At 64.8% G+C, this 23,721-nt stretch carries 19 protein-coding genes; 9 read left to right on the plus strand and 10 right to left on the minus strand.

Features of this window, described 5'->3' with window-relative positions; genetic code table 11:
• Nucleotides 1-14 precede the first annotated feature (14 nt).
• Together IVB28_RS22870 and IVB28_RS22875 are read right to left on the minus strand one after the other, a co-directional pair.
• Nucleotides 15-710 carry a hypothetical protein gene (locus IVB28_RS22870; RefSeq protein ID WP_247529213.1) on the minus strand — a complete coding sequence of 232 codons (696 nt, stop codon included), beginning with the start codon at nucleotides 708-710 and terminating at the stop codon, nucleotides 15-17.
• On the minus strand, nucleotides 707-1,276 hold the full coding sequence (locus IVB28_RS22875; RefSeq protein WP_247529215.1) for a sigma-70 family RNA polymerase sigma factor: 570 nt from the start codon (nucleotides 1,274-1,276) through the stop codon (nucleotides 707-709). The genes IVB28_RS22870 and IVB28_RS22875 overlap by 4 nt, the downstream gene beginning before the upstream one ends.
• Nucleotides 1,277-1,711: 435 nt before the next feature.
• Here IVB28_RS22875 and IVB28_RS22880 point away from each other — a divergent pair, with 435 nt between their 5' ends.
• Nucleotides 1,712-2,869, plus strand: coding sequence for a sensor domain-containing diguanylate cyclase (locus tag IVB28_RS22880; protein WP_247529217.1), 1,158 nt, complete (start codon nucleotides 1,712-1,714; stop codon nucleotides 2,867-2,869).
• Between the two features lie 63 nt (nucleotides 2,870-2,932).
• Nucleotides 2,933-4,036, plus strand: coding sequence for a DUF2336 domain-containing protein (locus IVB28_RS22885; protein ID WP_247529218.1), 1,104 nt, complete (start codon nucleotides 2,933-2,935; stop codon nucleotides 4,034-4,036).
• Nucleotides 4,037-4,046: 10 nt separating this feature from the next.
• Here IVB28_RS22885 and IVB28_RS22890 read toward each other — a convergent pair whose 3' ends face one another.
• Nucleotides 4,047-4,685, minus strand: a complete 639-nt coding sequence (locus tag IVB28_RS22890; protein ID WP_247529221.1) for a DUF1109 domain-containing protein — start codon at nucleotides 4,683-4,685, stop codon at nucleotides 4,047-4,049.
• 2 nt (nucleotides 4,686-4,687) lie between these two features.
• Nucleotides 4,688-5,233 (minus strand): sigma-70 family RNA polymerase sigma factor, encoded by a 546-nt coding sequence (locus tag IVB28_RS22895; RefSeq protein ID WP_247529223.1) that lies wholly within the window; start codon nucleotides 5,231-5,233, stop codon nucleotides 4,688-4,690.
• Nucleotides 5,234-5,523: 290 nt separating this feature from the next.
• On the opposite strand from IVB28_RS22895, the gene IVB28_RS22900 reads away from it, so the two are divergent.
• The 5 genes from IVB28_RS22900 (at nucleotide 5,524) to IVB28_RS22920 (ending at nucleotide 10,374) form a co-directional block, all read left to right on the plus strand.
• Nucleotides 5,524-6,192 carry a hypothetical protein gene (locus IVB28_RS22900; protein ID WP_247529225.1) on the plus strand — a complete coding sequence of 223 codons (669 nt, stop codon included), beginning with the start codon at nucleotides 5,524-5,526 and terminating at the stop codon, nucleotides 6,190-6,192.
• A gap of 109 nt (nucleotides 6,193-6,301) precedes the next feature.
• Nucleotides 6,302-7,081, plus strand: coding sequence for an enoyl-CoA hydratase (locus IVB28_RS22905; protein WP_247529226.1), 780 nt, complete (start codon nucleotides 6,302-6,304; stop codon nucleotides 7,079-7,081).
• Nucleotides 7,082-7,301: 220 nt separating this feature from the next.
• Entirely contained in the window at nucleotides 7,302-8,699 is a 1,398-nt protein-coding gene (locus IVB28_RS22910; RefSeq protein WP_247529228.1) for a TolC family outer membrane protein, read from the plus strand.
• 103 nt (nucleotides 8,700-8,802) lie between these two features.
• Nucleotides 8,803-9,366, plus strand: a complete 564-nt coding sequence (locus IVB28_RS22915; RefSeq protein ID WP_247529230.1) for a hypothetical protein — start codon at nucleotides 8,803-8,805, stop codon at nucleotides 9,364-9,366.
• Between the two features lie 45 nt (nucleotides 9,367-9,411).
• Nucleotides 9,412-10,374, plus strand: coding sequence for an amidohydrolase family protein (locus IVB28_RS22920; protein ID WP_247529231.1), 963 nt, complete (start codon nucleotides 9,412-9,414; stop codon nucleotides 10,372-10,374).
• A 3-nt stretch (nucleotides 10,375-10,377) separates the two neighbouring features.
• Here IVB28_RS22920 and IVB28_RS22925 read toward each other — a convergent pair whose 3' ends face one another.
• From IVB28_RS22925 to IVB28_RS22935, 3 genes are all read right to left on the minus strand, one after another.
• Nucleotides 10,378-13,494, minus strand: coding sequence for a CusA/CzcA family heavy metal efflux RND transporter (locus tag IVB28_RS22925; protein ID WP_247529233.1), 3,117 nt, complete (start codon nucleotides 13,492-13,494; stop codon nucleotides 10,378-10,380).
• Nucleotides 13,495-13,523: 29 nt separating this feature from the next.
• Nucleotides 13,524-14,774 (minus strand): efflux RND transporter periplasmic adaptor subunit, encoded by a 1,251-nt coding sequence (locus tag IVB28_RS22930; protein ID WP_247529235.1) that lies wholly within the window; start codon nucleotides 14,772-14,774, stop codon nucleotides 13,524-13,526.
• 145 nt (nucleotides 14,775-14,919) lie between these two features.
• Nucleotides 14,920-16,332 (minus strand): CoA transferase, encoded by a 1,413-nt coding sequence (locus tag IVB28_RS22935; RefSeq protein WP_247529237.1) that lies wholly within the window; start codon nucleotides 16,330-16,332, stop codon nucleotides 14,920-14,922.
• A 57-nt stretch (nucleotides 16,333-16,389) separates the two neighbouring features.
• Here IVB28_RS22935 and IVB28_RS22940 point away from each other — a divergent pair, with 57 nt between their 5' ends.
• The gene (locus IVB28_RS22940; RefSeq protein ID WP_092024185.1) at nucleotides 16,390-16,677 is read left to right on the plus strand and encodes a hypothetical protein; all 288 of its coding nucleotides are present in this window, start codon (nucleotides 16,390-16,392) and stop codon (nucleotides 16,675-16,677) included.
• A 176-nt stretch (nucleotides 16,678-16,853) separates the two neighbouring features.
• Nucleotides 16,854-17,624 carry an SDR family oxidoreductase gene (locus tag IVB28_RS22945; RefSeq protein WP_247529238.1) on the plus strand — a complete coding sequence of 257 codons (771 nt, stop codon included), beginning with the start codon at nucleotides 16,854-16,856 and terminating at the stop codon, nucleotides 17,622-17,624.
• A 155-nt stretch (nucleotides 17,625-17,779) separates the two neighbouring features.
• Here IVB28_RS22945 and IVB28_RS22950 read toward each other — a convergent pair whose 3' ends face one another.
• The 3 genes from IVB28_RS22950 to IVB28_RS22960 are packed head-to-tail and all read right to left on the minus strand — an operon-like array spanning nucleotide 17,780 to nucleotide 23,533.
• A complete protein-coding gene (locus IVB28_RS22950) occupies nucleotides 17,780-21,217 on the minus strand; it encodes an error-prone DNA polymerase (protein WP_247529239.1) in 3,438 nt (1,145 codons plus the stop codon).
• The gene (locus IVB28_RS22955) at nucleotides 21,214-22,863 is read right to left on the minus strand and encodes a DNA polymerase Y family protein (RefSeq protein WP_247529240.1); all 1,650 of its coding nucleotides are present in this window, start codon (nucleotides 22,861-22,863) and stop codon (nucleotides 21,214-21,216) included. The genes IVB28_RS22950 and IVB28_RS22955 overlap by 4 nt, the downstream gene beginning before the upstream one ends.
• Nucleotides 22,763-23,533 carry a DNA repair protein gene (locus IVB28_RS22960; protein ID WP_247529241.1) on the minus strand — a complete coding sequence of 257 codons (771 nt, stop codon included), beginning with the start codon at nucleotides 23,531-23,533 and terminating at the stop codon, nucleotides 22,763-22,765. The genes IVB28_RS22955 and IVB28_RS22960 overlap by 101 nt, the downstream gene beginning before the upstream one ends.
• Between the last annotated feature and the right edge of the window lie 188 nt (nucleotides 23,534-23,721).

The following is a 23,721-nucleotide window of genomic DNA, read 5'->3' on the forward strand; positions in this document are numbered from 1 at the left end:
GCTTGGCGGCGCGGCTAGGGCGCTGCGACGGCGAGGTTGACGAACTTCTCGCGCTGCATCTTACCGAGCAGTGAAGCGAGCTCGTCCTGGCTCATGGCCTTGTCGAACTGGAGGCGAAACATGCCGCCCTTGGCCCCGTCGACGATCGAGGCGTGGTAGCTGTCGAGCAGCCCGGTGATGTCGGCGATGCGCGCCTCGGGCGTGAAGCGCACCAGCGCGCGCGCCGGCGCAGCCGTGCTGCCAAGCTCGCGTGTGATCGGCGCGCTGGTCGAGAGCGAAGCGGTCTGGAAAGTCGCCGGCTGGTTCTTCATCAGCACGGCGCCGATGACACCGGCCTGCAACACGAGCGCGACGGCACCAAGGCTCGCCGACCAGGCCAGCGTGCGCGGCGACAGGCTCGCGAAGAAGGTCGAGATGCGCGCCGACAGCGGCAGCGAGCCGCTCGCCCGCGCCGGCTCGGCGTCGATCGCGGCGAACAGCTTCTGCATCGCGCGCGTCGATGGAGCACCTAAGCTCTCGTTCAGATGGATGGTTTCTTCGTACTCGCCGCGGATCGCGGCATATTGCTTGGCAAGCTCCGGCTCGCGCGCCAGCGCTTCCTCGACACGGCGCGCATCGCGCGCGTTCAGCGTGCCGGCGGCGTGCCAGGGCAGCAGCAGTTCAATTTCACTGGGCTCTTGCTCCAGCATCTTCTTGCTCAAAGCCATCATGGCCAGCCTCGCTCAATGCCGGCTGCCTTCAGCAGTTCGGCCAGTTTCTTGCGCGCATAGAACAAGCGCGTCTTCACGGTGTTCTCCGGTATCCCGACGATTTCGGCCACCTCTTCCACGGACTTCTCGTGGTAGTAGACGAGATCGACGATTTCCCGATGGTCGGGCGAGAGGCCCGTCAGACACTCCCGCAACGCCTCACTGGTATCCTTTTTCTGCACCACCATTTCCGGATCGTCGGACGTATCCTCGATCGCGTTGGCGGCCTCATCGTCCAGCTCGAAATCCTTCCTGCGCCGGAGCGCAGATAGGGCCTTGAATCGGGTGATCGCCAGCAACCAGGTGGAAACGGCGGATCGACCCTCGAACTTCCCGGCTTGACGCCATACGTCGAGAAACACCTCGCTTATGAGGTCTTCCGCCGCCTGCTCGTCACGCACGAGCCTGAGACCGAACCTGTAAACCCGGACATGGTGCCGCCCGTACAGCACCTGCATGGCGAGCCGGTCACCTTGAGCGATCCTGGCGATGAGGACCTCGTCCGAAGCCGCCTGTGTCACGCTCAATGGCCGTCTCGCAAAGTTGGTCGGGTCGATACGGCGGACGGTTCGACGAGGGGGGCAAAATTGTTCAAGCTACCGCACTCGTACGGGTGCCTGTGTGATCCACCCCACATACGCGCATTTTTCTTGTCCCACCCGCGGCCATCAGCCGCCACGATCCAGATCGGTAACATAATACTGAGATACTTCCCTGCGGCAGGCCTGTCCGGCACAGGCGCCCGCCCTCACCCGATTCCATAGCAGCCCTGCACGACATATGTCTCGCCAAGCCCGCCTTTGGCTCGATCGCGTCGCAAGGGATGCCTGATCACCGGTAAAATTCCTTCCGCCCGCCTATGACCTTGTTCCGTGCTGCACGGTTCGGATTCGGTTCCCAAGGATACCAAACCTAAAGGCTTGCCACATAGATTTAAGCAGACATCCACCACTGGCGGGACCATGAGCACGGCCGCGACGTCCTTTCCCGAGAGGAATGCCGCTGAGGTCGCGGACATCGTCCTCACGTCCGAGGCAGCGGCCCCCGGCATCTTGGCGCGCCGGGTCCGCCAGCGCCGCCAGATGTATATCGGCCAGGCGGCGAGCTATTCGCTGGGCGCGTTGGTCCTGCTGATTTACGCCTATGGCGGGGCGGTCTCCATGGCGGTCCCGTCGCTGTTCTGGCTCGGCGGCCTCCTCATCATCGGCACCTTCACCGTTCTGTCGGAAGCCGGTTTCGGCTACCGCTTCGAGGATCATTATCTCACCGTCTTCCAGATCTCGGCGCATATGGCGCTGCAACTGATGTTTCTGCTCGCAGTCCCGACGGTCGGGGTCGCGTTCCTCTCCGTGCTGTTTCTGATTTTCGCGTTTGGCACGCTGCGGATGACTTCGAGGCAGGCGATGGTCACCTGGGGCCTTGCCACCTGCGGGCTTGGCTTGGTCTTCCTGGGCTCGGACCTGCCGATCGGACTGCCGGTTACGACCCGCCTGGAGCGAACCGCCTCGATGCTCTGCTTCGTGCTGGTGATCGGCCAGTGCGCCTTCCTCGGCCTGTTCGGCGCCACCTTGCGCAAGATTCTGTACCGTCGCAGCATCGAACTGAAGGCCGCCTATCAACGCATCGAGGAACTCGCCGAGCTCGACGAACTCACCGGCTCCTACAACCGTCGCTGCATCATGCGCCTTCTCGACCTCCAAATCGAAAAGTCGCGGCAGTCATCGACGCCTTGCGCGATCGCGCTGATCGATCTCGACTGGTTCAAGCGCATCAACGACGCCCACGGCCATCCCGTCGGCGACGAAGTGCTGCGCACCTTCGCGATCACCATTTTCGCCAACATCCGCCCGGCCGACTGCTTCGGCCGCTACGGCGGCGAGGAATTCCTGCTGCTGCTGCCGGACACGTCGGGTGATGCCGCACAGCGCACGCTCGAGCGCTTGCGCAGCATCGTCGCCGATCTCGACTGGAGCGCGTTCGCCGCGGGCATGCACGTGACCATTTCTGCGGGCGTCGTGACGCTGCGCGACCTTGATACTGCCGACACGTTCCTCGCGCGCGCCGACCGCGCGCTCTATTCCGCCAAAGAGCAAGGGCGCAACCGCATTGCAACGAGCTGACCAAACCATTTTTTCCCGGTGCGCCAGAAGTCGAGGCCGGACCGAACGCTCCAGGACAGGGCGATGAGATCCAAATCCGCGCGATCATCCGAGAATCTGCTCGAGGAGTTGCAGGCTGCGCTCTCGCACGGCACAGTCGCGCGCCGAGTCGAGACGCTGCGCCGCGTGACCGATCTCTTCGTGGGCAACGCGGTGGATTATTCCGACGACCACATCCGCATCTTCGACGACGTGTTCCAGTGCCTGATCGAGCAGATCGAGATTTCGGCCAAGGCGCTGCTCGCCGACCGCCTCGCACCGATCGCGGCCGCGCCGCCGAAAATCATCCGCACGCTCGCGCTCGACGAGGTCATCGAGGTCTCCGGCCCCGTGCTGTCGAAATCGGAACGGCTGGACGAGACGACCTTGATCGAGATCGCGCGCACGAGGGGCCAGGCGCATCTCAAGGCGATCTCGCTGCGGCGGGTACTGTCGGAGGCGCTGACCGACGTGCTGGTGACGCGCGGCAACGAGGACGTGGTGCAGTCGGCCGTCAGCAATCCGGGCGCACGGCTCTCCGAGGGAAGCCTCACCGATCTCGTCTCGCGTGCCGAACGCGACGACGACCTCGCCACCTGCATCGGCCTGCGGCTGGACCTGCCGCGTCATCACTATCTGAAGCTGGTCGCCAAGGCGTCCTCGAGCGTGCGGAAGAAGCTCGAGGCCGCGCATCCGGAGCTTGCGGACGAGGTGTCGAGCGTCGTCCAGGAAGTGGCCCAGCGGGTCCGCGCCGCCGCCATGACGAAAGACACCGAGACGGCCCGTGCGCTGGTGAAGTCGCTGCACGCAGACGGCCGCCTCAACGAATTCCAGGTCACCACATTCGCCGAGCAGGGCAAGTTCGACGAAACCAATGCGGGGCTCGCGGCGCTCGCGGGCCTCGCGGTCGAGACCGCCGAGACCATGATGATCGAAAGCCGCACCGAGGGCGTGATGATCCTCGCCAAGGTCGCGGGCATGTCATGGCCGAGCGTGCGCGCCATCATCGCCATGCGCGAGAAGCTTTCAGGCGGCTCGCAGACCGACATGCTGACGCTGCGCGACGCTTACGAGGCGCTCCGCAGCTCGACCGCACAGCAGGTGCTGCGTTTCCACCGCATGCAGCAGGGCACGACGCCGGCGGCCTGATGCCGGCTCGTTAGTAGCGCAGGACTTTGGATCCCACCGCTGCTCCGATCGCCGTCACCAGCGCGGTCGCGATCGTGTACCAGGTCGCGACGAACAGCGGGGAGTCGTCGGTGCAGTGCGAGGCATAGAGCGTCGCGGCGAGGCCGGCGGACACCAGGCCGGCGAGCGCACCGGCGAGCGCGGGGCGCGAGGGCGCGCCATGGCGCAGGCCGAACAGCGCGCCCGCGAGCAGCGGCAGCGACATTGCGGGAATCGCGACCAGGCACACCCTGGAATTCTTGCCCATCAGCCGCATCGTCATCGGCATGGCCGGCGCCATCATCGCCTCGCTGCCGATCCCAACCGCAAGCAGCCCGACCGGGAGCAGCAGCAGCCAGCCCCAGCCCCGCAGCAGGGCTTCGGGGCGCGACAGATGCAGGCTGACGATGATGGCGGGAATCGCAAGCGACAGCGTCACCGCGAACTTCATGTCGAAGAACGGGTTGCGCATCGCGCTCATCACGTCGTGACGCACGCCGAGGAAGGTCGTGAAAATCAGGATCGACAAGGGCGCGGCCACCAGCAGCGCCATGGTCAGCACGGCGCCAACGCGCGGCACGCGATGGGCGTTGTCGGCCGTGAGCGAGCGAATGAGTTGATCGGTATCCATAACTAGTGGTCCCGCAGTTTGGCAGTCAGTGCCGCAAGTCCGCGATGCAGTGCGACCCGCACCGCGCCTTCGCTCATCGAAAACTTCGTCGCCGTGTCCTTGATCGAGGCGCTCTCGACCGCGATCGACTGCAGCACGTCGCGCTGGCGCTGCGGCAGCGCGTCGAGCTGGGCTGCGACCTCCCCCGCCGAGGCCGTCTCCTGCGGTGCCTCGCCCGGCAGCGTCTCGGCGAAATCGTCAATGTTGACGAAGATACGTCTGCCGCGCCGCCTCAGCGCATCGATCAGCTTGTTGCGCCCGATCGCAAACAGCCAGGGCGCGAAGGGGGCCTCGCTGTCCCAAGTGTGCCGCTTCAGGTGCACCGCCAACAATATCTCCTGCACGATATCCTCGGCTTGGTCCGGAGGTTGCCCGGCCCTCGCCAAGCCACGCCTCGCCGCGGCGCGCAGCACCGGCGTGACCGCCCTCAACAGGCGATGATACGCCGCATCATCGCCCGCCATGGCCGACCGCATCAGGCCGGTCCATTCGTCCTCACGTCCGCGCACGCGCGCCCCTCACCATGCAATTCGGCCGTACGTTCAATTTGTTACGCGGGCGCCTTCTGATCACGAATTCGTGATCCATACCGGAACTCGCGGCCGACACGGCCGGAAACATCTGCGACGGCTCATAACACCGATCGGGTCGCCCCGCACCCGGCGGCCGGCTGCATCGACCCGCTTTGCCCCGTTTTCGCCCGGTGTAGCGCGAAGATTCCCATTTTTTGCCCCGCTGCCGTCACGCCCCAGGGTCTCTGTTCGTTCCCGGGACGGGCGGAATTGGGGAGATCGTCAACATGATGAAAGCCAGCGGGCGCGCGGCATTGATTCTTCTTGCCGGCCTTTTGGTGCTCGGAGGCGTTGCACAGGCCGCGCCGGACCAGCCCACAAGCGGCAAATCGGACAGTGCGAGCAAACAGGCTGACGTGGCCAAGCCGAGCAAGCACCGGCGCCACGAGTCGAGCCGCACCAACAGCAGCAAGACGGCACAGAAATCCGACGACAAGACCGACAAGAACGACGCCCCGGCAAAGGCCGAGCAGCCGAAGACCGACAACAAGGCCGACAATGACACGCCGGCCTCGAGCCAGATGCCGCCGGCTGTCGCCAATGCAAATGCGCAGCTCGCCGCGGATGCCCCGACTGCGGCTGCCGCCTCAGCCATGACGGACCGCGCCAACGGCAACGTCCAGGCCGCGGCCGATAATACCAACGCCGCGGCTGCCGACGGTCAAGTTGTCGCGCCCGATCAGCTCAACGACATCGACCGCGCCTTGCAGGAGGACAGCCCGCCGCCGCAGAAGGTGGTGATTGCCGCAACCGAGGCGCAGCCCCGGCCCGCACCGGTGATGGCAAGCAGCCAGCAGAGCTCCGCTTGGGACCAGAGCTCCCTGATCGGCAAGATCTTCATCGGCGTCGGCACGCTGCTGACGCTCGCCTCGGCCGCGCGCATGTTCATGGCCTGATTGCCGGTTCCGCCAGGACGCGCGGCCCGCGCGTCCTGTGCTCGCCGCCCCCTTGAAGCCCACCGCGCCAGCGGGCACATTGCCCGCCAAATCAAAGCATGGGTGGAGCATGAGCACGTTCGAACACATCATCGTCGAAAGCATAGGCGCGGTCGGCATCATCAAGCTGAACCGGCCGAAGATGCTCAACGCGCTCTCCTTCGGCGTCTTCCGCGAGATCGCAGCTGCCGTCGACGATCTCGAGGCCGATGACGCCATCGGCTGCATCGTCGTGACCGGCAGCGAGAAGGCCTTTGCCGCCGGCGCCGACATCAAGGAGATGCAGCCGAAGGGCTTCATCGACATGTTCTCCGAAGATTTTGCCGCGATCGGCGGCGACCGCATCGCACGTTGCCGCAAGCCGACGGTTGCGGCGGTTGCCGGCTACGCGCTCGGCGGCGGCTGCGAGCTCGCCATGATGTGCGATTTCATCATCGCCGCCGACACCGCGAAGTTCGGCCAGCCCGAGATCACGCTCGGCACCATTCCCGGCATCGGCGGCACCCAGCGCCTGACGCGCGCGATCGGCAAGTCCAAGGCAATGGATCTGTGCCTCACCGGCCGCATGATGGATGCGGCGGAAGCCGAGCGTTCAGGCCTCGTCAGCCGCATCGTGCCAGCTGACAAGCTGATGGACGAAGTGATGGCGGCAGCCGAGAAGATCGCGTCGATGTCGCGCCCCGCGGTCGCGATGGCCAAGGAAGCGGTGAACCGCGCCTTCGAGACCACGCTGGCCGAGGGCATGAGCGCCGAGCGCAACCTGTTCCACTCGACCTTCGCGCTGGAGGACCGCTCCGAGGGAATGGCGGCGTTCATCGAGAAGCGCAAGCCGGTGAATAAGAACCGGTAATTTCGGCAAACGGTCAGGCTGGTGTAAGGCTCTGCCGCGTTCGTGCGCGCCCCCTGTGACGAAGCTGCAACAAGCACGGATTACATGGGGGTTTTCCCCGCGGCAGTTTGCCTGCGGGACCTCGGCTGGTTAAACAGTTAAGAGGCCACCGTCGGCGGGGGCGGACAGCCGGGTTAAGCGGGATTACATGATTGGACGTACCGCCAGAGCTGGTCGCGTGATGACGCGGCATCGATCAGGCGTGGGTCCCGTGCTTGCGACATGGACCACGCTGGCGCTCTGTTGGGCCCTGCCCTCCGCCGCCTGGGCCGAAGCCCTGCCGGAGGCGCTGGCCAAAGCCTACCAGACCAATCCGCAGCTCAATGCCGAACGCGCGCGACAACGTGCCACGGACGAGAACGTGCCGCAGGCCCTCGCCGGCTATCGGCCGCAGATCGTGGCGAGCCTCAGCGCCGGCCTGCAATCGGTGCGCAATCTACTGCCCGACAACACGATCCAGACCGGCAACCTGAAGCCATGGATCATCGGCGTTACCGTGACGCAGACCCTGTTCAACGGCTTCCGCACCGCTAACAACGTGCGAGCCGCCGAACTGCAAGTGCAGTCGGGCCGCGAGGCACTGCGCAATGTCGGCCAGGGCGTCCTGCTCGACGCGGTCACCGCCTACACTAACGTGCTCGCCAACCAGTCGCTGGTCGAGGCGCAGCGTTCCAACGTCGCCTTCCTGCGCGAAACGCTCTCGGTCACCCAGCGCCGCCTCAACGCCGGTGATGTCACGCCGACCGACAGCGCGCAGGCCGAGGCGCGCCTCAACCGCGGGCTTGCCGATCTCAACGCCGCCGAAGTGGCGCTTGCCGTCAGCCAGGCGATCTATGCGCAAGTGATCGGCAATTCACCGTCGCAGCTTCGGCCCGCCGAGGTGGTCGACCGTTATCTGCCAAAGAGCCGCGAAGACGCCATGGCGATGGCCATCCGCCAGCATCCGGCGGTGATGGCCGCCAGCTTCGACGTCGATGTCGCCTCCACCAACATCCGCATCGCGGAAGGCGCGCTGCTGCCGAGCGCCACCATCCAGGGCAGCGCCAGCAAGAGCCGCAACAACGACCCGACGCTCGGCACCTTCGCCGAAGACCAGGCCTCGATCGTCGCCAGCGTCACCGCGCCGATCTACGACGGCGGCCAGGCCGCCGCGCAGACCCGGCAAGCCAAGGAGATCACGGCGCAGAGCCGGCTCGTGCTCGACCAGGTGCGCAACCAGGCGCGCACGGCGTCGGTCAGCGCCTGGGTTGCCAATGAGGGCGCCAAGATCACGGTCTCGGCCTCGGAGTCCGAGGTGAAAGCCGCGACAGTCGCGCTGCAGGGCGTGCAGCGCGAGGCCGCGGGCGGACAGCGCACGACGGTGGACGTGCTGAACTCGCAGGCCGATTTGATCCAGGCCAAGGCCCGCCTGATCGGCGCGATGCGCGACCGCGTCATCGCCTCCTACACGCTGCTCAGCGCCATCGGCCATCTCGACGTCAAGACACTGAGCCTGAACACGCCGGACTACTTGCCCGAGGTGCATTACCACCAGGTCCGCGACGCCTGGCACGGCCTGCGCACGCCGTCGGGGCAGTAGGCGTCGGCGTCGCACCGCCTGCGAGCTCCATCCAGCACCCGCCAAACGTCGCAATCGCTGTTGCCGGTCGCCCAGCCGGTTCAGCCGGTCTCAGGATGTGAACATGGAAAGACGCCGCATCCATCTGATGGGGGCCTCCGGCTCCGGGGTGACGACGCTCGGTCGCGCGCTCGCGGGCCGGCTTGCGCTGCCGCATCACGACAGCGACGACTATTTCTGGCTGCCGACCGTGCCGCCCTATCAGACGACGCGGCCCGCTTCCGATCGCCTGCGCCTGATCCGCGAGATGTTTCTGCCACGTCTCGATTGGGTGCTGAGCGGAACCGTCACCGGCTGGGGCGACGAGCTGGTCCCGTTCTTCGACCTTGTCGTCTTTGTAACGACGCCACGCGAACTTCGGCTGCAGCGCCTGCGTGGCCGGGAGGCCGCGCATTTCGGAGCTGACGCCATCGCACGGGGCGGCTGGCGGCATGACGAGACGGAAGCGTTCGTCGAATGGGCCTCGCACTACGAAGCCGGAGATCGCGAGGGCCGCAGTCTCGCAAAAGATGAAGCGTGGCTGGCGGGCCTGCCCTGCCCGGTGGTGCGCGTCGACGGCTCAGGCCTGCTTGCCGACCTTGTCGAGCAAGCTATGCAAGGAGGCACAGCGGCTGCCGGGCTGATGTGATATTGTCCGGCTCCACTGCCAACAACAAAAACGGGGAGAGAAATCGTGCTCAACCGACGTAGCGTCCTGCTTGCCTCCCTCGCCGCCGGAGTAGCCATGACCAACAGAGCCCACGCCCGGGCCGCGCAGCCCGCGACGCCGGTCAATTTCGACGTCCCGCCGCACGCCTGCGACTGCCACACCCATATCCATGGCGATCCCCAAAAGTTTCCGTTCTTCGCCGGGCGCGTCTACACGCCCGAGCCGGCGTCTCCAGAGGAGATGGCCGCGCTGCACAAGGCGCTGCATATCGAACGCGTGGTGATCGTCACCCCGAGCGTCTACGGCACCGACAATTCGTCGACCCTGTTCGGCATGAAAGCCCGCGGCGAGACCGCACGCGGCGTCGCCGTGATCGACGACAAGACGCCGGAGAGCGCGCTCGACACGATGCATCAGGACGGTTTCCGCGGCATCCGTCTCAATCTGGCGACCGGCGGCGTCAACGATCCCAATGTCGGACGCCCGCGCTTCACCGCCGCGGTCGAGCGCATGAAGGCGCGCGGCTGGCACGTGCAGCTCTACACGACACTTGCCATGATCTCGGCGATCAAGGACCTGGTCGAGACGGCGCCGGTGCCCGTCGTATTCGACCATTTCGGCGGCCTTGAAGCTTCAAAGGGCCTGGAGCAGCCAGGCTTTTCCGATCTCGTCGCGCTGGTGAAGTCCGGCAAGGCCTACGTCAAGATTTCGGGCGCCTACCGGTCGTCGAAGCTTGCGCCGGACTATCAGGACATGGTGCCGTTCGCGCAGGCCCTGATGGCGGCCAACCCGGATCGCATCCTCTGGGGCACCGACTGGCCGCATCCGGATTCAAGCCGCGTCGAGGGTCGCAAGGCAACCGACATCGCGCCACTCTACCAGATCGACGACGGGCGCCTGCTCAATCAGCTTCCGGTATGGGCGCCGGATGCGAGCGTGCGCAAGAAGATCCTCGTCGACAACCCGGCGCGGGTTTACGGCTTCTGACGATCACCGCGCGCGGCGGGAGAAGAAGGAGATCAAGACCGGCAAGGTCACGAGGATCACGATCGGCGCCAGCATCATGCCGGTAACGACGACCACTGCGAGCGGCTTCTGCACCTGCGAGCCGATACCTTCGGACAGCGCCGCCGGCAGCAGGCCGACGCCGGCGACGACGCAAGTCATCAGCACCGGCCGGAGCTGAAGCTCGCCGGTGCGGATCACCGCGCTCATGCGGTCCATGCCCTCTTCGATGAGCTGGTTGAACTGCGACAGGATGATGATGCCGTCCATCACGGCGATGCCGAACAGCGCGATGAAGCCGATCGCCGCGGAGACGCTGAATGCGGTGCCTGTGATCAACAGACCAAGCACGCCGCCGAAGATCGCCATCGGGATCACGCTCATAGCCAGCAACGTGTCGGTCATCGAGCCGAAATTGAACCAGAGCAGCACGCCGATCAGCGCAAGCGAGATCGGCACCACGAGCGACAGTCGCCGGATCGCGTCCTGGAGATTGCCGAACTCGCCGACCCACTCCATACGCGAGCCGGGCGGCAGCTGCACCTGCTCGGCGATTTTCTGCTGCGCCTCGCGGATCGCACTGCCGAGGTCGCGCTCGCGTACCGAGAACTTGATCGGCAGATAGCGTTCCTGTTGCTCACGATAGATATAGGCGGCGCCGGAGACGAGGCTGATGTTGGCGACCTCGCTCAGGGGAATTTGCGTGACGCTGCCGTTCGGCCCGGGCGCGCCGATCCGCAAGTTCTGGATCGCCTCCGCGCTCCTGCGGTATTCCGGCGCGAGGCGGACGATGATCGGGAAGTGACGGTCGCTGCCAGACTCATAGAGATCGCCGGCGGTGTCGCCACCGATCGCGACCTTGATCGTGGCGTTGATATCACCCGGCGCAAGGCCATAGCGCGCGGCCTTGGCGCGGTCGATGTCGATCTGAACGGTCGGCTGCCCGAGCGAGGTGAACACTGCAAGGTCGGTGACGCCCTGCACGGTGGCCAGCACCGATTTGATCTTGTTGGCGGTGTCGGTCAGCGCCTGCAGGTCGCTGCCGAATAGCTTGATCGAGTTCTCGCCCTTCACGCCGGAAACAGCCTCGGAGACGTTGTCCTGGAGATATTGCGAGAAGTTGAACTCGACGCCGGGGAAGCGGTCGTCGAGCTGCTTCAGCAGCTCCGCGGTCAGCTCTTCCTTGTCGCGGGTGCCGGGCCACTGGCTCGCGGGCTTGAGCGGGGCGAAGAACTCGGCGTTGAAGAAGCCGGCGGCGTCGGTACCGTCGTCGGGACGGCCGTGCTGCGACACCACGGACTCAACCTCCGGCCGGGCGCGGATCACCTTGCGCATCTCGTTGACATAGGAATTGCCTTCCTGGAGCGAGATGGTCGGGGGCAGCGTGGCGCGAATCCAGAGATTGCCCTCCTCCAGCTTCGGCAGGAATTCGAGGCCGAGCAGCCGGCTGAGCGCGACCGTCATCAGCACGAGGCCGACCGCGGCACCAAGGACGATGCTGCGGTTGGCCACTGCCCAATTCAGCACAGGCATGTAGAGCCGGTGCAGGATCAGCATCACCTTGGTCTCAGTCTCATGGACATGCGCCGGCAGAATGATCGCGGACAGCGCCGGCGTGACGGTGAACGTCGCAAGGAGCCCGCCGGCCAGCGCGTAGGCATAGGTGCGGGCCATCGGCCCGAAGATGTTGCCCTCGACACCCGATAGCGTGAACAGCGGCAGGAAGGCCGCGATGATGATCGCCGCGGCGAAGAAGATCGAGCGCGATACGTCGGCCGCCGCGCTGAGGATGGCGTGGCTCTTCATGCCGAACATCGTCTCGGGCGACATATGCTCGGATTCCGACATCGACGTCGTCTGCGTCAAACGACGGAAGATCGCTTCCACCATGATGACGGTGGCATCGACGATCAGGCCGAAATCGATCGCGCCGACCGACAGCAGGTTGGCCGATTCCCCACGCAGCACCAGGATAATGACCGCAAAGAACAGCGCGAACGGGATGGTGGCGCCGACGATCAGCGCACTGCGCAGGTCGCCGAGGAATATCCACTGCAGCAGCACGATCAGCAGAATGCCGACCACCATGTTGTGCAGCACCGTGTGGGTGGTGAGCTCGATCAGGTCCCCGCGGTCGTAAATGCGCTCGATGCGCACGCCCGGCGGCAGAATGCTGGAGTTGTTGATGGTTTGAACGAGCTGGTGGACCCGCTTGATGGTCGGCGAGCTCTGCTCGCCACGGCGCATCAGGACGATGCCCTGCACGATGTCGTCGGCCTCGTCGAGGCCGGCAATGCCGAGCCGTGGCTTCTGGCCCACGGTGACGGTGGCGACGTCCTTGACCAGCACCGGATTGCCGCCTGTCTGCGCCACCATGGTGTTGGCGAGATCGTCGATCGACCGGATCAGGCCGACGCCGCGCACGACAGCCGATTGCTGGCCGATATTGACGGTATTGCCGCCGACATTGACGTTGGAATTGCCGACCGCCTGGAGCAATTGCGGCAGCGTCAGACCGTTGGCAATCAGCTTGTTGAAGTCGACCTGGAGCTCATATGTCTTGCTCTTGCCACCCCAACCGGTGACGTCGATGACCCCCGGCACGGCGCGAAAGCGGCGCTGGAGGATCCAGTCCTGAATGGTCTTGAGATCGAGCACGCTGTAGTTCGGCGGACCGACGAGACGGTACCGGAAGATCTCGCCGATCGGGCTGAGCGGCGAGATCTGCGGCTGCACGTTGCCCGGCAGCGGCGCAAGCTGCGCCAGGCGGTTCAACACCTGCTGCAACGCCTCGTCGTAGGTGTAGGCGAAGGAGAACTGAATTTTGACGTCGGAAAGACCGTAGAGCGAGATGGTGCGGATGGTCGTGACGTTCTTCAGGCCTGCGACCTGGGTCTCGATCGGGATCGTGATGTAGCGCTCGATCTCCTCCGCCGACAACCCCGGGCTCTGCGTCACGATGTCGACCATCGGCGGGGTCGGATCGGGATAGGCCTCGATGTTGAGCTGGTTGAACGCGATCAGGCCGCCGATCAAGACAGCGACGAACATGCCAACCATCAGGAAGCGCCGGTTGACGGCAAGAGCGACGAGACGATCCATTCAGGTCTTCAATTTTCTTGGGTCGTCGATCAGCTGCCGGACGCTGCGCGGTCGATGAACAGGCTGCCTTTGGTGACGATCTGCTCGCCGGGTTTCAGATTGCTGGTGACCTCGACGAGATTGCCGTTGATGAGACCGATCTTGATCTGGCGCAGCTCGACCGATTTGTCCTCGCGCGCGACCCAGATACGGACCTTGTCGGCTTCATAGATCAACGCCTGCTTCGGCACCGCCGGCGCGGCGCGGTCGCCTGCCGAGTAGATCGTGACGTTGGCGAACATCTCCGGCTTGAGCACGCCGTCCTTGTTGTCGATCGTGGCGCGGACCAGCAGGCGGCGGGTGCTCGGGTCGATCGCGGCGGCGACGTAGTTGATCCTGGCCGTCAGCGGCCGACCCGGCAGCGCCATCACATTGACGGTGATGTCCTGGCCGATGCACACCGCAGCCGCATCGCTCTCGCGCACGAAGGCGGTGAGCCAGACGGTGGAGAGGTCGCCGATCACGAAGACCGGATCGCTGGCGCCGGAATTGACGTATTGGCCGGGGCCGATCTTGCGCTGCACGACCGTGCCCGATATCGGCGAATAAATCGTGACTTCCGGATTGATGGCGCCCTTGTCCTGGAACACCTTGATGGTCTCGTCGGTAAAGCCGAGGATGCGCAGCTTGTTGCGCGCGGCTTCCAGCGCGGTCCCCGAAGAGCGCATGTCGTTCCGCGCCTGAACCTGGGTCGCTTCCGCCTGCTGATAATCCTTGAGCGGAATGGCATGACCCTCATAGAGGTCCTTGGCGCGCTTGAACTGGATGTCGGAGAGCTCGAGCGCCGACTTCGCCTTGTTCTGCGAAGTCATGGCCGCGATGAAATCATTCTGGGCCTGCACCGTGTCGGCGGCCTCGATCGTGAACAGCGGTTGACCCTGCTTCAGCGTCTCGCCCGGCTTGGCCAGCAGCTTGGTGACGCGTCCGGCATAGGGCGAGAACACCGGCGTCGAACGGTCTTCGTCGACGGCAACCTTGCCCTCGGTGACATACTCGGCCCGGAAGCTCCTGGCGTTGACCGGCTCGATCGTCAGTGTTGCCCATTCGGAGGGCGTCGGCGTGAAGTTCTGCGCATTCCTGCGCGACTGGCTGGAGATCTCGGAGTGCTTCTTTTCCTTCGGCCCCGAAGAGAGGAAGCCGTACGCACCCGCGCCAACACCGGCAAGAGCCAGTAAAACTACGGATGTTGTCACCCGTTGTTTTGTAAACACCTGCGATCGCTTGGTATTTTCAACTACCATGGAGCCCGGTCGTGTCTGCGACGATCTTGGCAGACGCCTGCCTTATCAGTTGCGCTAATAGTGCCGAATTGGGATTTCAAACAACCTAAAAAACGCTGTGCGCCTTTCGGTTTGCGTTAAAAATCTGCGACGTGTCAGCTTCCTGTCAGCTTCGCGCCGGCCACTGTGCCGGATGACTGCCGAGCGGCATCGCCGGACGAGTCCATTGCGCCGGCGTCGCCGACAGCAGCGCCGAATGGCGCACCGCCTTCAACATGCCGAATCCAGATGGCATGCTCTCGATGAACGCAGCATGTACGGCCTCGCCCGTAAGATCCGGGGTATTCAATCCGCCTTCGAGTCGGCCGAGATTCCAAAGCCAACGCCCGGTCTGCGCCAGCGACACACGCACGTGCCAGCTGCCGCCGTCGCGGGCCTGACGCGCCCTGGCCATCATCGCGCCAAAGGCCATCAGATAGCCTGTGGCGTGGTCGAGCATCTGCGCCGGCAATTCCTTGGGACCATCGAGGCCGGCAGCGCGCCCCTCGGCGTGATTAAACCCGGTCGTGGTCTGCACGAGGGAATCGAAGCCGCGCCGCTCGGCCCAGGGGCCGGTGTGGCCATAGGCCGACAGCGTCACATAGACGATGCCGGGATTGATCTTCGCTGCATCCTCCGGCGAAAAGCCGAGCGCGGCAAGCGCACGCGGGCGATAGCCTTGCGAGAAGATGTCGGCATCCTCTAGCAGTTCGCGCAATTGTGCCCTGCCCGTCTCGCTCTTCAGCTCGATGAAGGTGGTGAGCTTGCCGCGGCCGGTGTCGATGGTGAGCCAGTCAATGGCGGGCAGCTCCGGCCCTGATACCAGCAGCACATCGGCGCCATGGGCTGCAAGCGTGCGGCCGGCGACAGGACCTGCGATGACGCGGGAGAGATCGAGCACCCGAAGCCCCGAGAGCGGACGATCGTTGTTCGATGTTGCTTGCGGCCACGGCTTTGGCGGCGCTTCGCCGATCTTCTCGATCGAGATCAGCGGCAATTGCGCGAGCGCACGCGCCTGCGGCAACGCGGGCCATTCGTCGGAGCTGCGCATCAGCGCAACGACGCCGCCCGCCGCGTAAGCCGCAGTCTCGAAATCCTCGCCCTTCCATTGCATCAGCGCAGCCTGCACCTTGTCGCGCTCGGCCTTGCAGCCGAGCACCTTGCAGACGGCGTCGCGGTGATGCGGAAAGTTGGTGTGGCAGCGCACGAAGCGGTTGTCGCCGGTCCTGTAGACGCCGGCAATGGCGTCCCAGGCAGGCGGAGGCGGCTTGTCGTCCAGGCGCAAATAACGCTCCGAGCGGCATTCGGCGACCGCGTGTTGGATCTCGACATGGACGTCCTGCGTCTCGCCGCTGCGCAGCCGCCAGATTTCGGCAGCCGCAAGCCCGGCGGCTGCGATCGTGGTTTGTCCGGCGACGGCGGCGCGAAACGAGGACGGGATTTGCGGCTCCTCGCCCGTTAGCCGCACGCGCGCGAGTGCAGCGGCGTCGCCGCCGGCGGAGGTCCAGATATCGCTGAGAATGCTGGCAGGGCTTTGCATGGCCGCTTCTCTCCCCTAGTTTTTCCGCAACCATCCATTGGCACATAAGGAAATGCAATGGCCGCCATCGACCCCCTTACCGCAGGCGCCGTGTTCATCGCGACGGCGGCCACAGACGCGGTCTATGTCATGTTCACCTCGGCCGTGATCGCGCGAAAGCGCGTGCCGGCCGCGAACTGGAGCGCGGTCTGGTACATGCTCTCCTCCTATGCCGTGATCAGCTACACCGAGAACGCCTTTTACGTTGCCTTCGCCGCGATCGGCTCCTGGGCCGGCGCCTACGCCTCGCTGACCTTCCTGCACCGGCCACCCGGCGGCCCGCCGGTGGGGGCGGCGCCGGAGTGAGGGCCGCTGTTTCCACACCGTCATTGCGAGCGAAGCGAAGCAATCCAGAATCTTTCCGCGGTGGCAGCCTGGATTGCTTCGTCGCAAGAGCTCCTCGCAATGACGATGTGGAGGCTTTTGGGCGTCCCTCGAAACAGCTACACTCGCTGCGACCAACAAAAAAGGAAAACCAGACAATGGATCTCGGTCTCAAAGGCAAGAACGCGATCGTGCTCGGCGGCACCCGCGGCATCGGGCGGGCGATTGCGGCAACGCTGGCCGGCGAAGGTAGCAATGTTGCGGTGTGCGCGCGCAATGCCGATCAGGTTGCGGCCACCGTCACGGAGCTGAAGGCGAGCGGAATCCGTGCCACTGGCAGCCCGGTCGACGTCACCGACGGCACGGCGTTGAAATCCTGGATCGAGGCCGCGGCAAAGGAGTTCGGTGGCGTCGACTTGCTGTTCTCCAATGCCGGCGCGATGGCGCAAGGCCACGACGCCGCGTCCTGGCAACAGAATTTCCAGCTCGACCTGCTCGGCGCGGTGCATGCGTTCGATGCCGCCCGTCCGTTCCTCGAAGCCAGCGGCGAGAGAAGCGGCGATGCCGCCTTTGTCATCATCTCGTCGATCTCGGCAGCGCAGGCGGACACCGCCAGCTCCTATGGTCCAATCAAGGCGGCGCTGATCCACATGGCCAAGGGCCTGGCGCGGCAATATGCGAAGAAGAAGATCCGCGTGAATGTCGTGTCGCCCGGCACCGTCTATTTCAAGGGCGGCGTCTGGGAGATGATCGAGAAGAACATGCCCGAGCGCTACAACGACGCGATGAAGCGCAATCCGACGGGGCGCATGGCAACGCCGCAGGAGATCGCGAGCGCGGCGGTGTTTTTGGCAAGTCCGGTGTCGGGGTTCACGACCGGCTCCAATCTCGTCGTGGACGGCGCGATCTCGAACCGGGTGAATTTTTGAGGGCACGCGGCATCGTCATCGCAGAACTCGTAGGGTGGCAAAGCGAAGCGTGCCCACCGTTTTCGCGACTAACCGCGGGATGGTGGGCACGGCGCTTAAGCGCCTTTGCCCACCGTACGGCAGCTGAGCGTTCGGCAGCACCCCGCGCCACACTCTCAATGGAAATCTCGCGACGGCGGCAGGATGCGGACGTTGCGGGGGTGGCGGACTTTTTGTGCCGGCATGTCCGATAGCGCACGAGGGTCTTCGTTGAGGGGCTCGACCACGGTGGCGCCTGCCGATACCGGATGCTTGCGGCTTAAGGCGTCGTTGGCGAGGCCGACCAGATCGTGTGAGCGATCGACCATGCGCTGGGCGATGAGATGCGTCACCTTCTCGGGGCTGCTCTGGATATAGCCCTCGACCAGGATGAGGCGCGCGCCCATCACCTCCTTGCGGTACTGCTCCATGATCTTGGGCCACACCACGACATTGGCGATGCCGGTTTCGTCCTCCAGCGTCATGAATACGACGCCGCTGGCGCTGCCTGGCCGTTGCCGCACCAGAACCACACCGGCGCAGCGGACGCGGCGCCGCTCGTTGTCATGATTGATGGCCTTGCAGGCCACCACCCGCTCGCGCGAAAACATCTCGCGCAAGAACTCCATCGGATGGCCCTTCAGCGACAGGCGGATGGTCTGGTAGTCCGCGACCACCTGCTCGGCGCGCGGCATCAGCGGCAGCGGTTTTGCATGCTCATCCGGCTGCTCGCGGGCGGTCGCCGCCTCGAACAGCGGCAGCGGCACATCGTCGGGCAGCCGCCGCACCTGCCACAGCGCTTCGCGGCGGTCGAGCCCGAGCGAGCGGAACGCGTCGGCATCCGCCAGCAGGATCAGCGCACGCTTGGGCAGGCCAGTATCGCGAGCAAAGTCTTCGAGCGAGGTGAAGGGCCACCGGCTGCGCGCGGCGACGATGCGGTCGGCCCAGTCTTCGGCTCCCTCCATGCTGTCATTCCGGGGCACGCGAAGCGTGAACCCGGAATCTCGAGATTCCGGGTCTGGTGCTAACGCACCATCCCGGAATGACAGCCGATCCCTCTTCAGTCTCTCCTCATCTTCATCCAACCAGTGGAAACCGTCGATCTGGCGGAAGCCCAGGCGCACGGCGCAGTATTTACCGCTCCCCTCCTCCAGCGTGTTTTGCGCAAAGCTGTAGGACACGTCGATGTCGCGAATCTCGACGCCGTTCTTGCGGGCATCGCCGACGATTTGTGCCGGGGCGTAAAAGCCCATCGGCTGCGAGTTCAAAAGGCCGCAGCAGAACGCATCCGGGTGATAATGCTTCAGCCATGACGAGATGTAGACGAGCTGCGCAAAGCTCGCGGCATGGCTCTCCGGAAAGCCATAGGAGCCAAATCCCTTGATCTGATCAAAGCAGCTTCTGGCGAAGTTGGCATCGTAGCCGCGCGCCACCATGTTGCCGATCAGCTTTTCCTCGTATTGGCCGATGGTGCCGACATTGCGGAAGGTCGCCATCGAGCGGCGCAGGCCGTTCGCCTGTTCGGAGGTGAATTTTGCCGCCTCGATCGCGATGCGCATTGCCTGCTCTTGGAATAGGGGCACGCCTTTCGTCTTGTGCAGTACCTTGTAGAGCTCGTCCGCGGGGCCATGCTCGGGCGATGGCGAGGGATAACGCACCTCCTCCACCCCGTTTCGCCGCCGCAAGTAAGGATGCACCATGTCGCCCTGGATCGGCCCGGGCCGCACGATCGCGACCTCGATGACGAGATCGTAGAAGGTCCGCGGCTTCAGGCGCGGCAGCATGTTCATCTGGGCCCGGCTCTCGACCTGGAACACGCCGAGCGATTCCCCGCGGCACAGCATGTCGTAGACATTTTCATCGTCCTGCGGAACGCTCGCCAGCACCCAGCGCTTGCCCTTGTGCTGATCGATCAAATCAAAGCACTTCCTGATACAGGTCAGCATGCCCAGCGCGAGCACGTCGACCTTCATCATGCTAAGTGCATCGACATCGTCCTTGTCCCATTCGATGAAGGTGCGGTCGTCCATCGCGGCGTTGCCGATCGGCACATAGGTGTCGAGCCGGTCCTGTGTCAGCACATAGCCACCGACATGCTGGGAGAGATGGCGGGGGAATTCGATCAGCTCGGTCGCAAGCTCGACCGCGAGGTTGATCATGGGATTGTTAGGATCGAGGCCGGCCTGCCTGACCTGCATGTCGTTGAGGCCCTTGCCCCAGCTTCCCCAGACGGTGTCGGCGAGCGCGGCGGTGACGTCCTCGGTCAGGCCCAGCGCCTTGCCGACGTCGCGGATGGCGCTGCGCGGGCGATAATGGATGACTGTTGCGATGATCGCGGCACGGTGACGGCCGTAGCGGCGATAGACATATTGCATCACCTCCTCGCGCCGCGAATGCTCGAAATCGACGTCGATATCGGGCGGCTCCAGCCGCTCCTTGGAGATGAAGCGCTCGAACAACAAATCGACCTTGGTCGGATCGACCGAGGTGATGCCGAGCACGTAGCACACGGCCGAATTCGCCGCCGATCCCCGCCCCTGGCACAGAATGTTCTGGCTGCGCGCGTAATGCACGATGTCGTGCACGGTAAGGAAATAATGCGCATATTTCAGCTCGGCGATTAGCGCGAGCTCTTTCTTGAGTGTCGCGCGCAATTTGTCGTCGATCTTGCCGTCGAAATATTTGTCGACGCCCGCCCAGGTCAGATCCTCCAGATGCCCCTGCGCGGTCTTGCCCGGCGGCACCGGCTCGTCCGGATATTGGTATTTGAGCTGGTCGAGCGAGAAATCGATCTTGTCCGCAAAGCGCCTGGTCTCCGCGATCGCCTCGGGGAAATCGCGGAACAGCCGGGCCATCTCCCGTGGCGTCTTCAAGAACCGTTCGGCATTGGCTTCCAGCTTTCGTCCGACCGCCTCGATCGTGGTCTTTTCCCGGATACAGGTCAGCACGTCCTGAAGCGGCCGGCGGCCGGTATCGTGATACAGCACCTCGTTGGTCGCGAGCAGCGGCACCTTGGCCTTCATCGCGAGATCATCGAGCCCCGCCAGACGGCGCCGGTCATCGCCGCGATAGATCAGGCTCGCCGCCAGCCATACGCCTTCGGCGCTGCTAGCCCTGAGCTTGGCAAGGACATCCAGCGCCTGCGCCGGCTCGAAGCGATGCGGCAGCGTCAGGATCAGGAGCTGGCCTTCGGAAAACTCCAGGAGATCGGCGAAGGTGAGACGGCACCCGCCCTTCTCGATCCGCGTGATGTCGTCGCCGCGCTTGCCCCTGGTGAGGAGCTGACAGAGCCGGCCATAGGCCGCACGGTCGCGCGGATAGACAAAAATGTCGGGAGTGCCGTCGACGAAGACGATGCGCGCGCCGATCAGGAGCTTCGGCTTGTGCAGCACCTCGTCGTTGTCGAGCTCCTTGTAGGCCCGCACCACGCCGGCCAGCGTGTTGTGATCGGCGATGCCGATCACAGGAATCCCCAAAGCGCTCGCCTGATGCACATAGGCGCGCGGATCCGAGCCGCCGCGCAGGAAAGAGAAATTGGTGGTGATGCCGATCTCGGCATAAGCGGGGGTGTTCATGCGAAGAGACCGTGCACATACCAGCCCGGAGGCGTGGGCTTGCCCTCGGCATCGAAGCACTCCCCCTCGTAAAGACCGTCGCGAAAAATCCAGAAGCGCAGGCCTTCGGCATCCTCGATGCGGAAATAATCCCGGGTCAGCTGCTTGCCGTCCTGCTGCCACCATTCCATCGCGATGCGCTCGGGCCCTTCCACCCGCACCACGGCATGCAGCGCGCGGCGCCAGGTGAATTGATGCGGCGGACCGTCCGGCACGGCGGCGAACGGCACCTTGATCGGCTCCGGCTTGTCGAACAGCCGCAAGGGACGCAGCGGCGGCTCGCTCTCGGCACGTGCGGGCCATTCGGCCTGCATGGCGGCAGCAAGATGATGCTGCGCCGGCGCGGCCATCGCCGCACATTCGGGGATGTGCGTATTCTGCGGCAGGTGCACGACGACGCGCTTTCCGCCGATGCGGGCGGCGATGCGATCGACCAACGCGGCAAGCTCGTCATTGTCGTGGACATGGGCGTCGAGATCGCGCTGCTCCTGCACCACGATCTCGGTGCGGCTTGCCGACAGGCGCACCATGTCGAAACCGAAGCCGGGATCGAGCGGATCGGCTAGCGCATCGAGACGCTCGCGGAACAGCCGGTCGATCACCGCGCTTCGCGTCACAGGACGTCCGGTCTCGACCATGATCGCGCGCACCACGCCGTCGGTACGGAAGAACGCCGCCTCGAGCCGGCGCGCGCCTTTGCCCTGTTTCTCCATGGAGGCGATCAACGTGTCGGCGAGCCGCGACAGCGTCATCGCAATCATGGTGTCGGTCGCGATCGGCTCGGCAAAGCGCTTCTCCACGATGTAATCGGGCAGCGGTTTGCGCGGGCTGATCGGCGCATCGCCCTGGCCCAGCGCATGCGCGAGCAGCGTGGCGAACCGCGCGCCGAACCGCGCCGTGATTTCACCTGGCGTGCGCGCGGCCACGTCGCCGATGGTCTTCAGGCCGGCGCGACGCAGGCCTGTGGTGATGGCTTCGGCCGCACCGAGCGCGGACACCGGAAATCGCTCGATCGCCGCCGCCTCTCCGCCATCGGGAACGATGCTACCCGAGGCCTGCCGCGTCAGCGTACGCGCACAGACCGACGTGCCGGCGATCGCCGCACCGACGGCAAAGCCCTGACGGGCAAGCGCACGAACCAGCGTCGTTAGCAGCGCCGCCTCGCCGCCGAACAGATGTGCGCAGCCGGTGATATCGAGGAATAACCCGTGCGGCGGATCGAGCGCCACCAGCGGCGTGAAGCGGTCGCACCAGTCGGCGATATCACTGAGCGTCTTCGCATCGGCCACGACATCGGCGTCGAACACTTTTAGATCCGGACACATCGCCCGCGCATTGGCCAAGGGCTGGCCGATGTACAGACCGAGGCGCTCGGCGGCCTCGTCCAGCGCATGGATCACCAGCGCATTGTTGTCCTTGATGACGACGATGCTCGGTTCATCTTTTTGTTTGGACGCGTTTTCTTCACGCGAACCGGTCCCCACTTCGCTTGAAAACGCCCTGCTCTTAGCCAACCCGCCGTTGAAGAACCGCTGGATCCGGTCGATGGGCAGGCGTGGCAGCCATAGGCTGAGAATACGTCGACGGCTCACTGAACTGGCACTCATCACATTTCCATTCCATGATCCACCGGCCGCACGGGCCATGACGATTGCGCAACAGCTCGGCATCGAAGCACGGCGCGCCCCAGACGCTCCACGCCTGCCCCGGCGGCGAATGTGCCGCGCGCAGCATCCATCGGGTCTCCGCGGTCGACGGCAAGGGCTGCGCGGCCATGCGCAGCATCAGGCCGGTGACGCCGGAGCCTTGCGCGGCCAGCGTCAGCTTGCGGCTCGCCACCAGATCGAACTGTCTGGTCTCGCCCCAGAGCTCGAGCACGACGGCGCCCAGCGCATCGCAGGCAAGCGCGTCGGCCGAGGTTCGCAGCGCGCTCTCGACATCGGCGGCGCGGACCATCACCACGCGGCGCGGATCGAGGCCGAGCTCGGCGAGCCCGCTCATCGACAGCGCGCCTGTTTCGATTTCCGAAAAATCCTGCCGCACCCACAGCAGCGGCCGCTGCACCGAGACGCGGCCCGCGAGGCCCATGACAAATCCCGTTGCGGCCGTCCCCTGCCGCCCGTCGCAAAACACCTCGTGGATCGCCGCGCGCGCGAGCCCGCCCTTCAGCGCGGTATCGACCTCGCTGTGGCCGAGTGCGACGCGATCGTACTGATGTACGACCTCCGCCGTCTCGATGCGCTCGATCTGGCCGCGCAAGGTCGCAAGCGCGCTCATACGTGCGGTGGCGCATGATCCGCCAAAGTGTGAGCGGTTTGGCGACAAGATCATGCGTCCTCTTAAAAAGAAGAGCGCGATCGGACGCAAAACCGGCGACCACTTTTGCTGATCGCGCTCTGCATGCTCGCCGCTCCTCAGGAATTGGTGCCGTGGTCTTCAAAAGAAGAACCAGCGGCTGGCTCATT

Source organism: Bradyrhizobium sp. 199, from assembly GCF_023073355.1.
GTDB lineage: Bacteria > Pseudomonadota > Alphaproteobacteria > Rhizobiales > Xanthobacteraceae > Bradyrhizobium.

Coding starts and splice junctions, on each gene's coding strand:
- IVB28_RS22870 (WP_247529213.1), bottom strand. CDS start 710: ATGATGGCTTTGAGCAAGAAGATGCTGGAGCAAGAGCCCAGTGAAATT.
- IVB28_RS22880 (WP_247529217.1), top strand. CDS start 1,712: ATGAGCACGGCCGCGACGTCCTTTCCCGAGAGGAATGCCGCTGAGGTC.
- IVB28_RS22885 (WP_247529218.1), top strand. CDS start 2,933: ATGAGATCCAAATCCGCGCGATCATCCGAGAATCTGCTCGAGGAGTTG.
- IVB28_RS22890 (WP_247529221.1), bottom strand. CDS start 4,685: ATGGATACCGATCAACTCATTCGCTCGCTCACGGCCGACAACGCCCAT.
- IVB28_RS22900 (WP_247529225.1), top strand. CDS start 5,524: ATGATGAAAGCCAGCGGGCGCGCGGCATTGATTCTTCTTGCCGGCCTT.
- IVB28_RS22905 (WP_247529226.1), top strand. CDS start 6,302: ATGAGCACGTTCGAACACATCATCGTCGAAAGCATAGGCGCGGTCGGC.
- IVB28_RS22910 (WP_247529228.1), top strand. CDS start 7,302: ATGACGCGGCATCGATCAGGCGTGGGTCCCGTGCTTGCGACATGGACC.
- IVB28_RS22915 (WP_247529230.1), top strand. CDS start 8,803: ATGGAAAGACGCCGCATCCATCTGATGGGGGCCTCCGGCTCCGGGGTG.
- IVB28_RS22925 (WP_247529233.1), bottom strand. CDS start 13,494: ATGGATCGTCTCGTCGCTCTTGCCGTCAACCGGCGCTTCCTGATGGTT.
- IVB28_RS22930 (WP_247529235.1), bottom strand. CDS start 14,774: ATGGTAGTTGAAAATACCAAGCGATCGCAGGTGTTTACAAAACAACGG.
- IVB28_RS22935 (WP_247529237.1), bottom strand. CDS start 16,332: ATGCAAAGCCCTGCCAGCATTCTCAGCGATATCTGGACCTCCGCCGGC.
- IVB28_RS22940 (WP_092024185.1), top strand. CDS start 16,390: ATGGCCGCCATCGACCCCCTTACCGCAGGCGCCGTGTTCATCGCGACG.
- IVB28_RS22945 (WP_247529238.1), top strand. CDS start 16,854: ATGGATCTCGGTCTCAAAGGCAAGAACGCGATCGTGCTCGGCGGCACC.
- IVB28_RS22950 (WP_247529239.1), bottom strand. CDS start 21,217: ATGAACACCCCCGCTTATGCCGAGATCGGCATCACCACCAATTTCTCT.
- IVB28_RS22955 (WP_247529240.1), bottom strand. CDS start 22,863: ATGAGTGCCAGTTCAGTGAGCCGTCGACGTATTCTCAGCCTATGGCTG.
- IVB28_RS22960 (WP_247529241.1), bottom strand. CDS start 23,533: ATGAGCGCGCTTGCGACCTTGCGCGGCCAGATCGAGCGCATCGAGACG.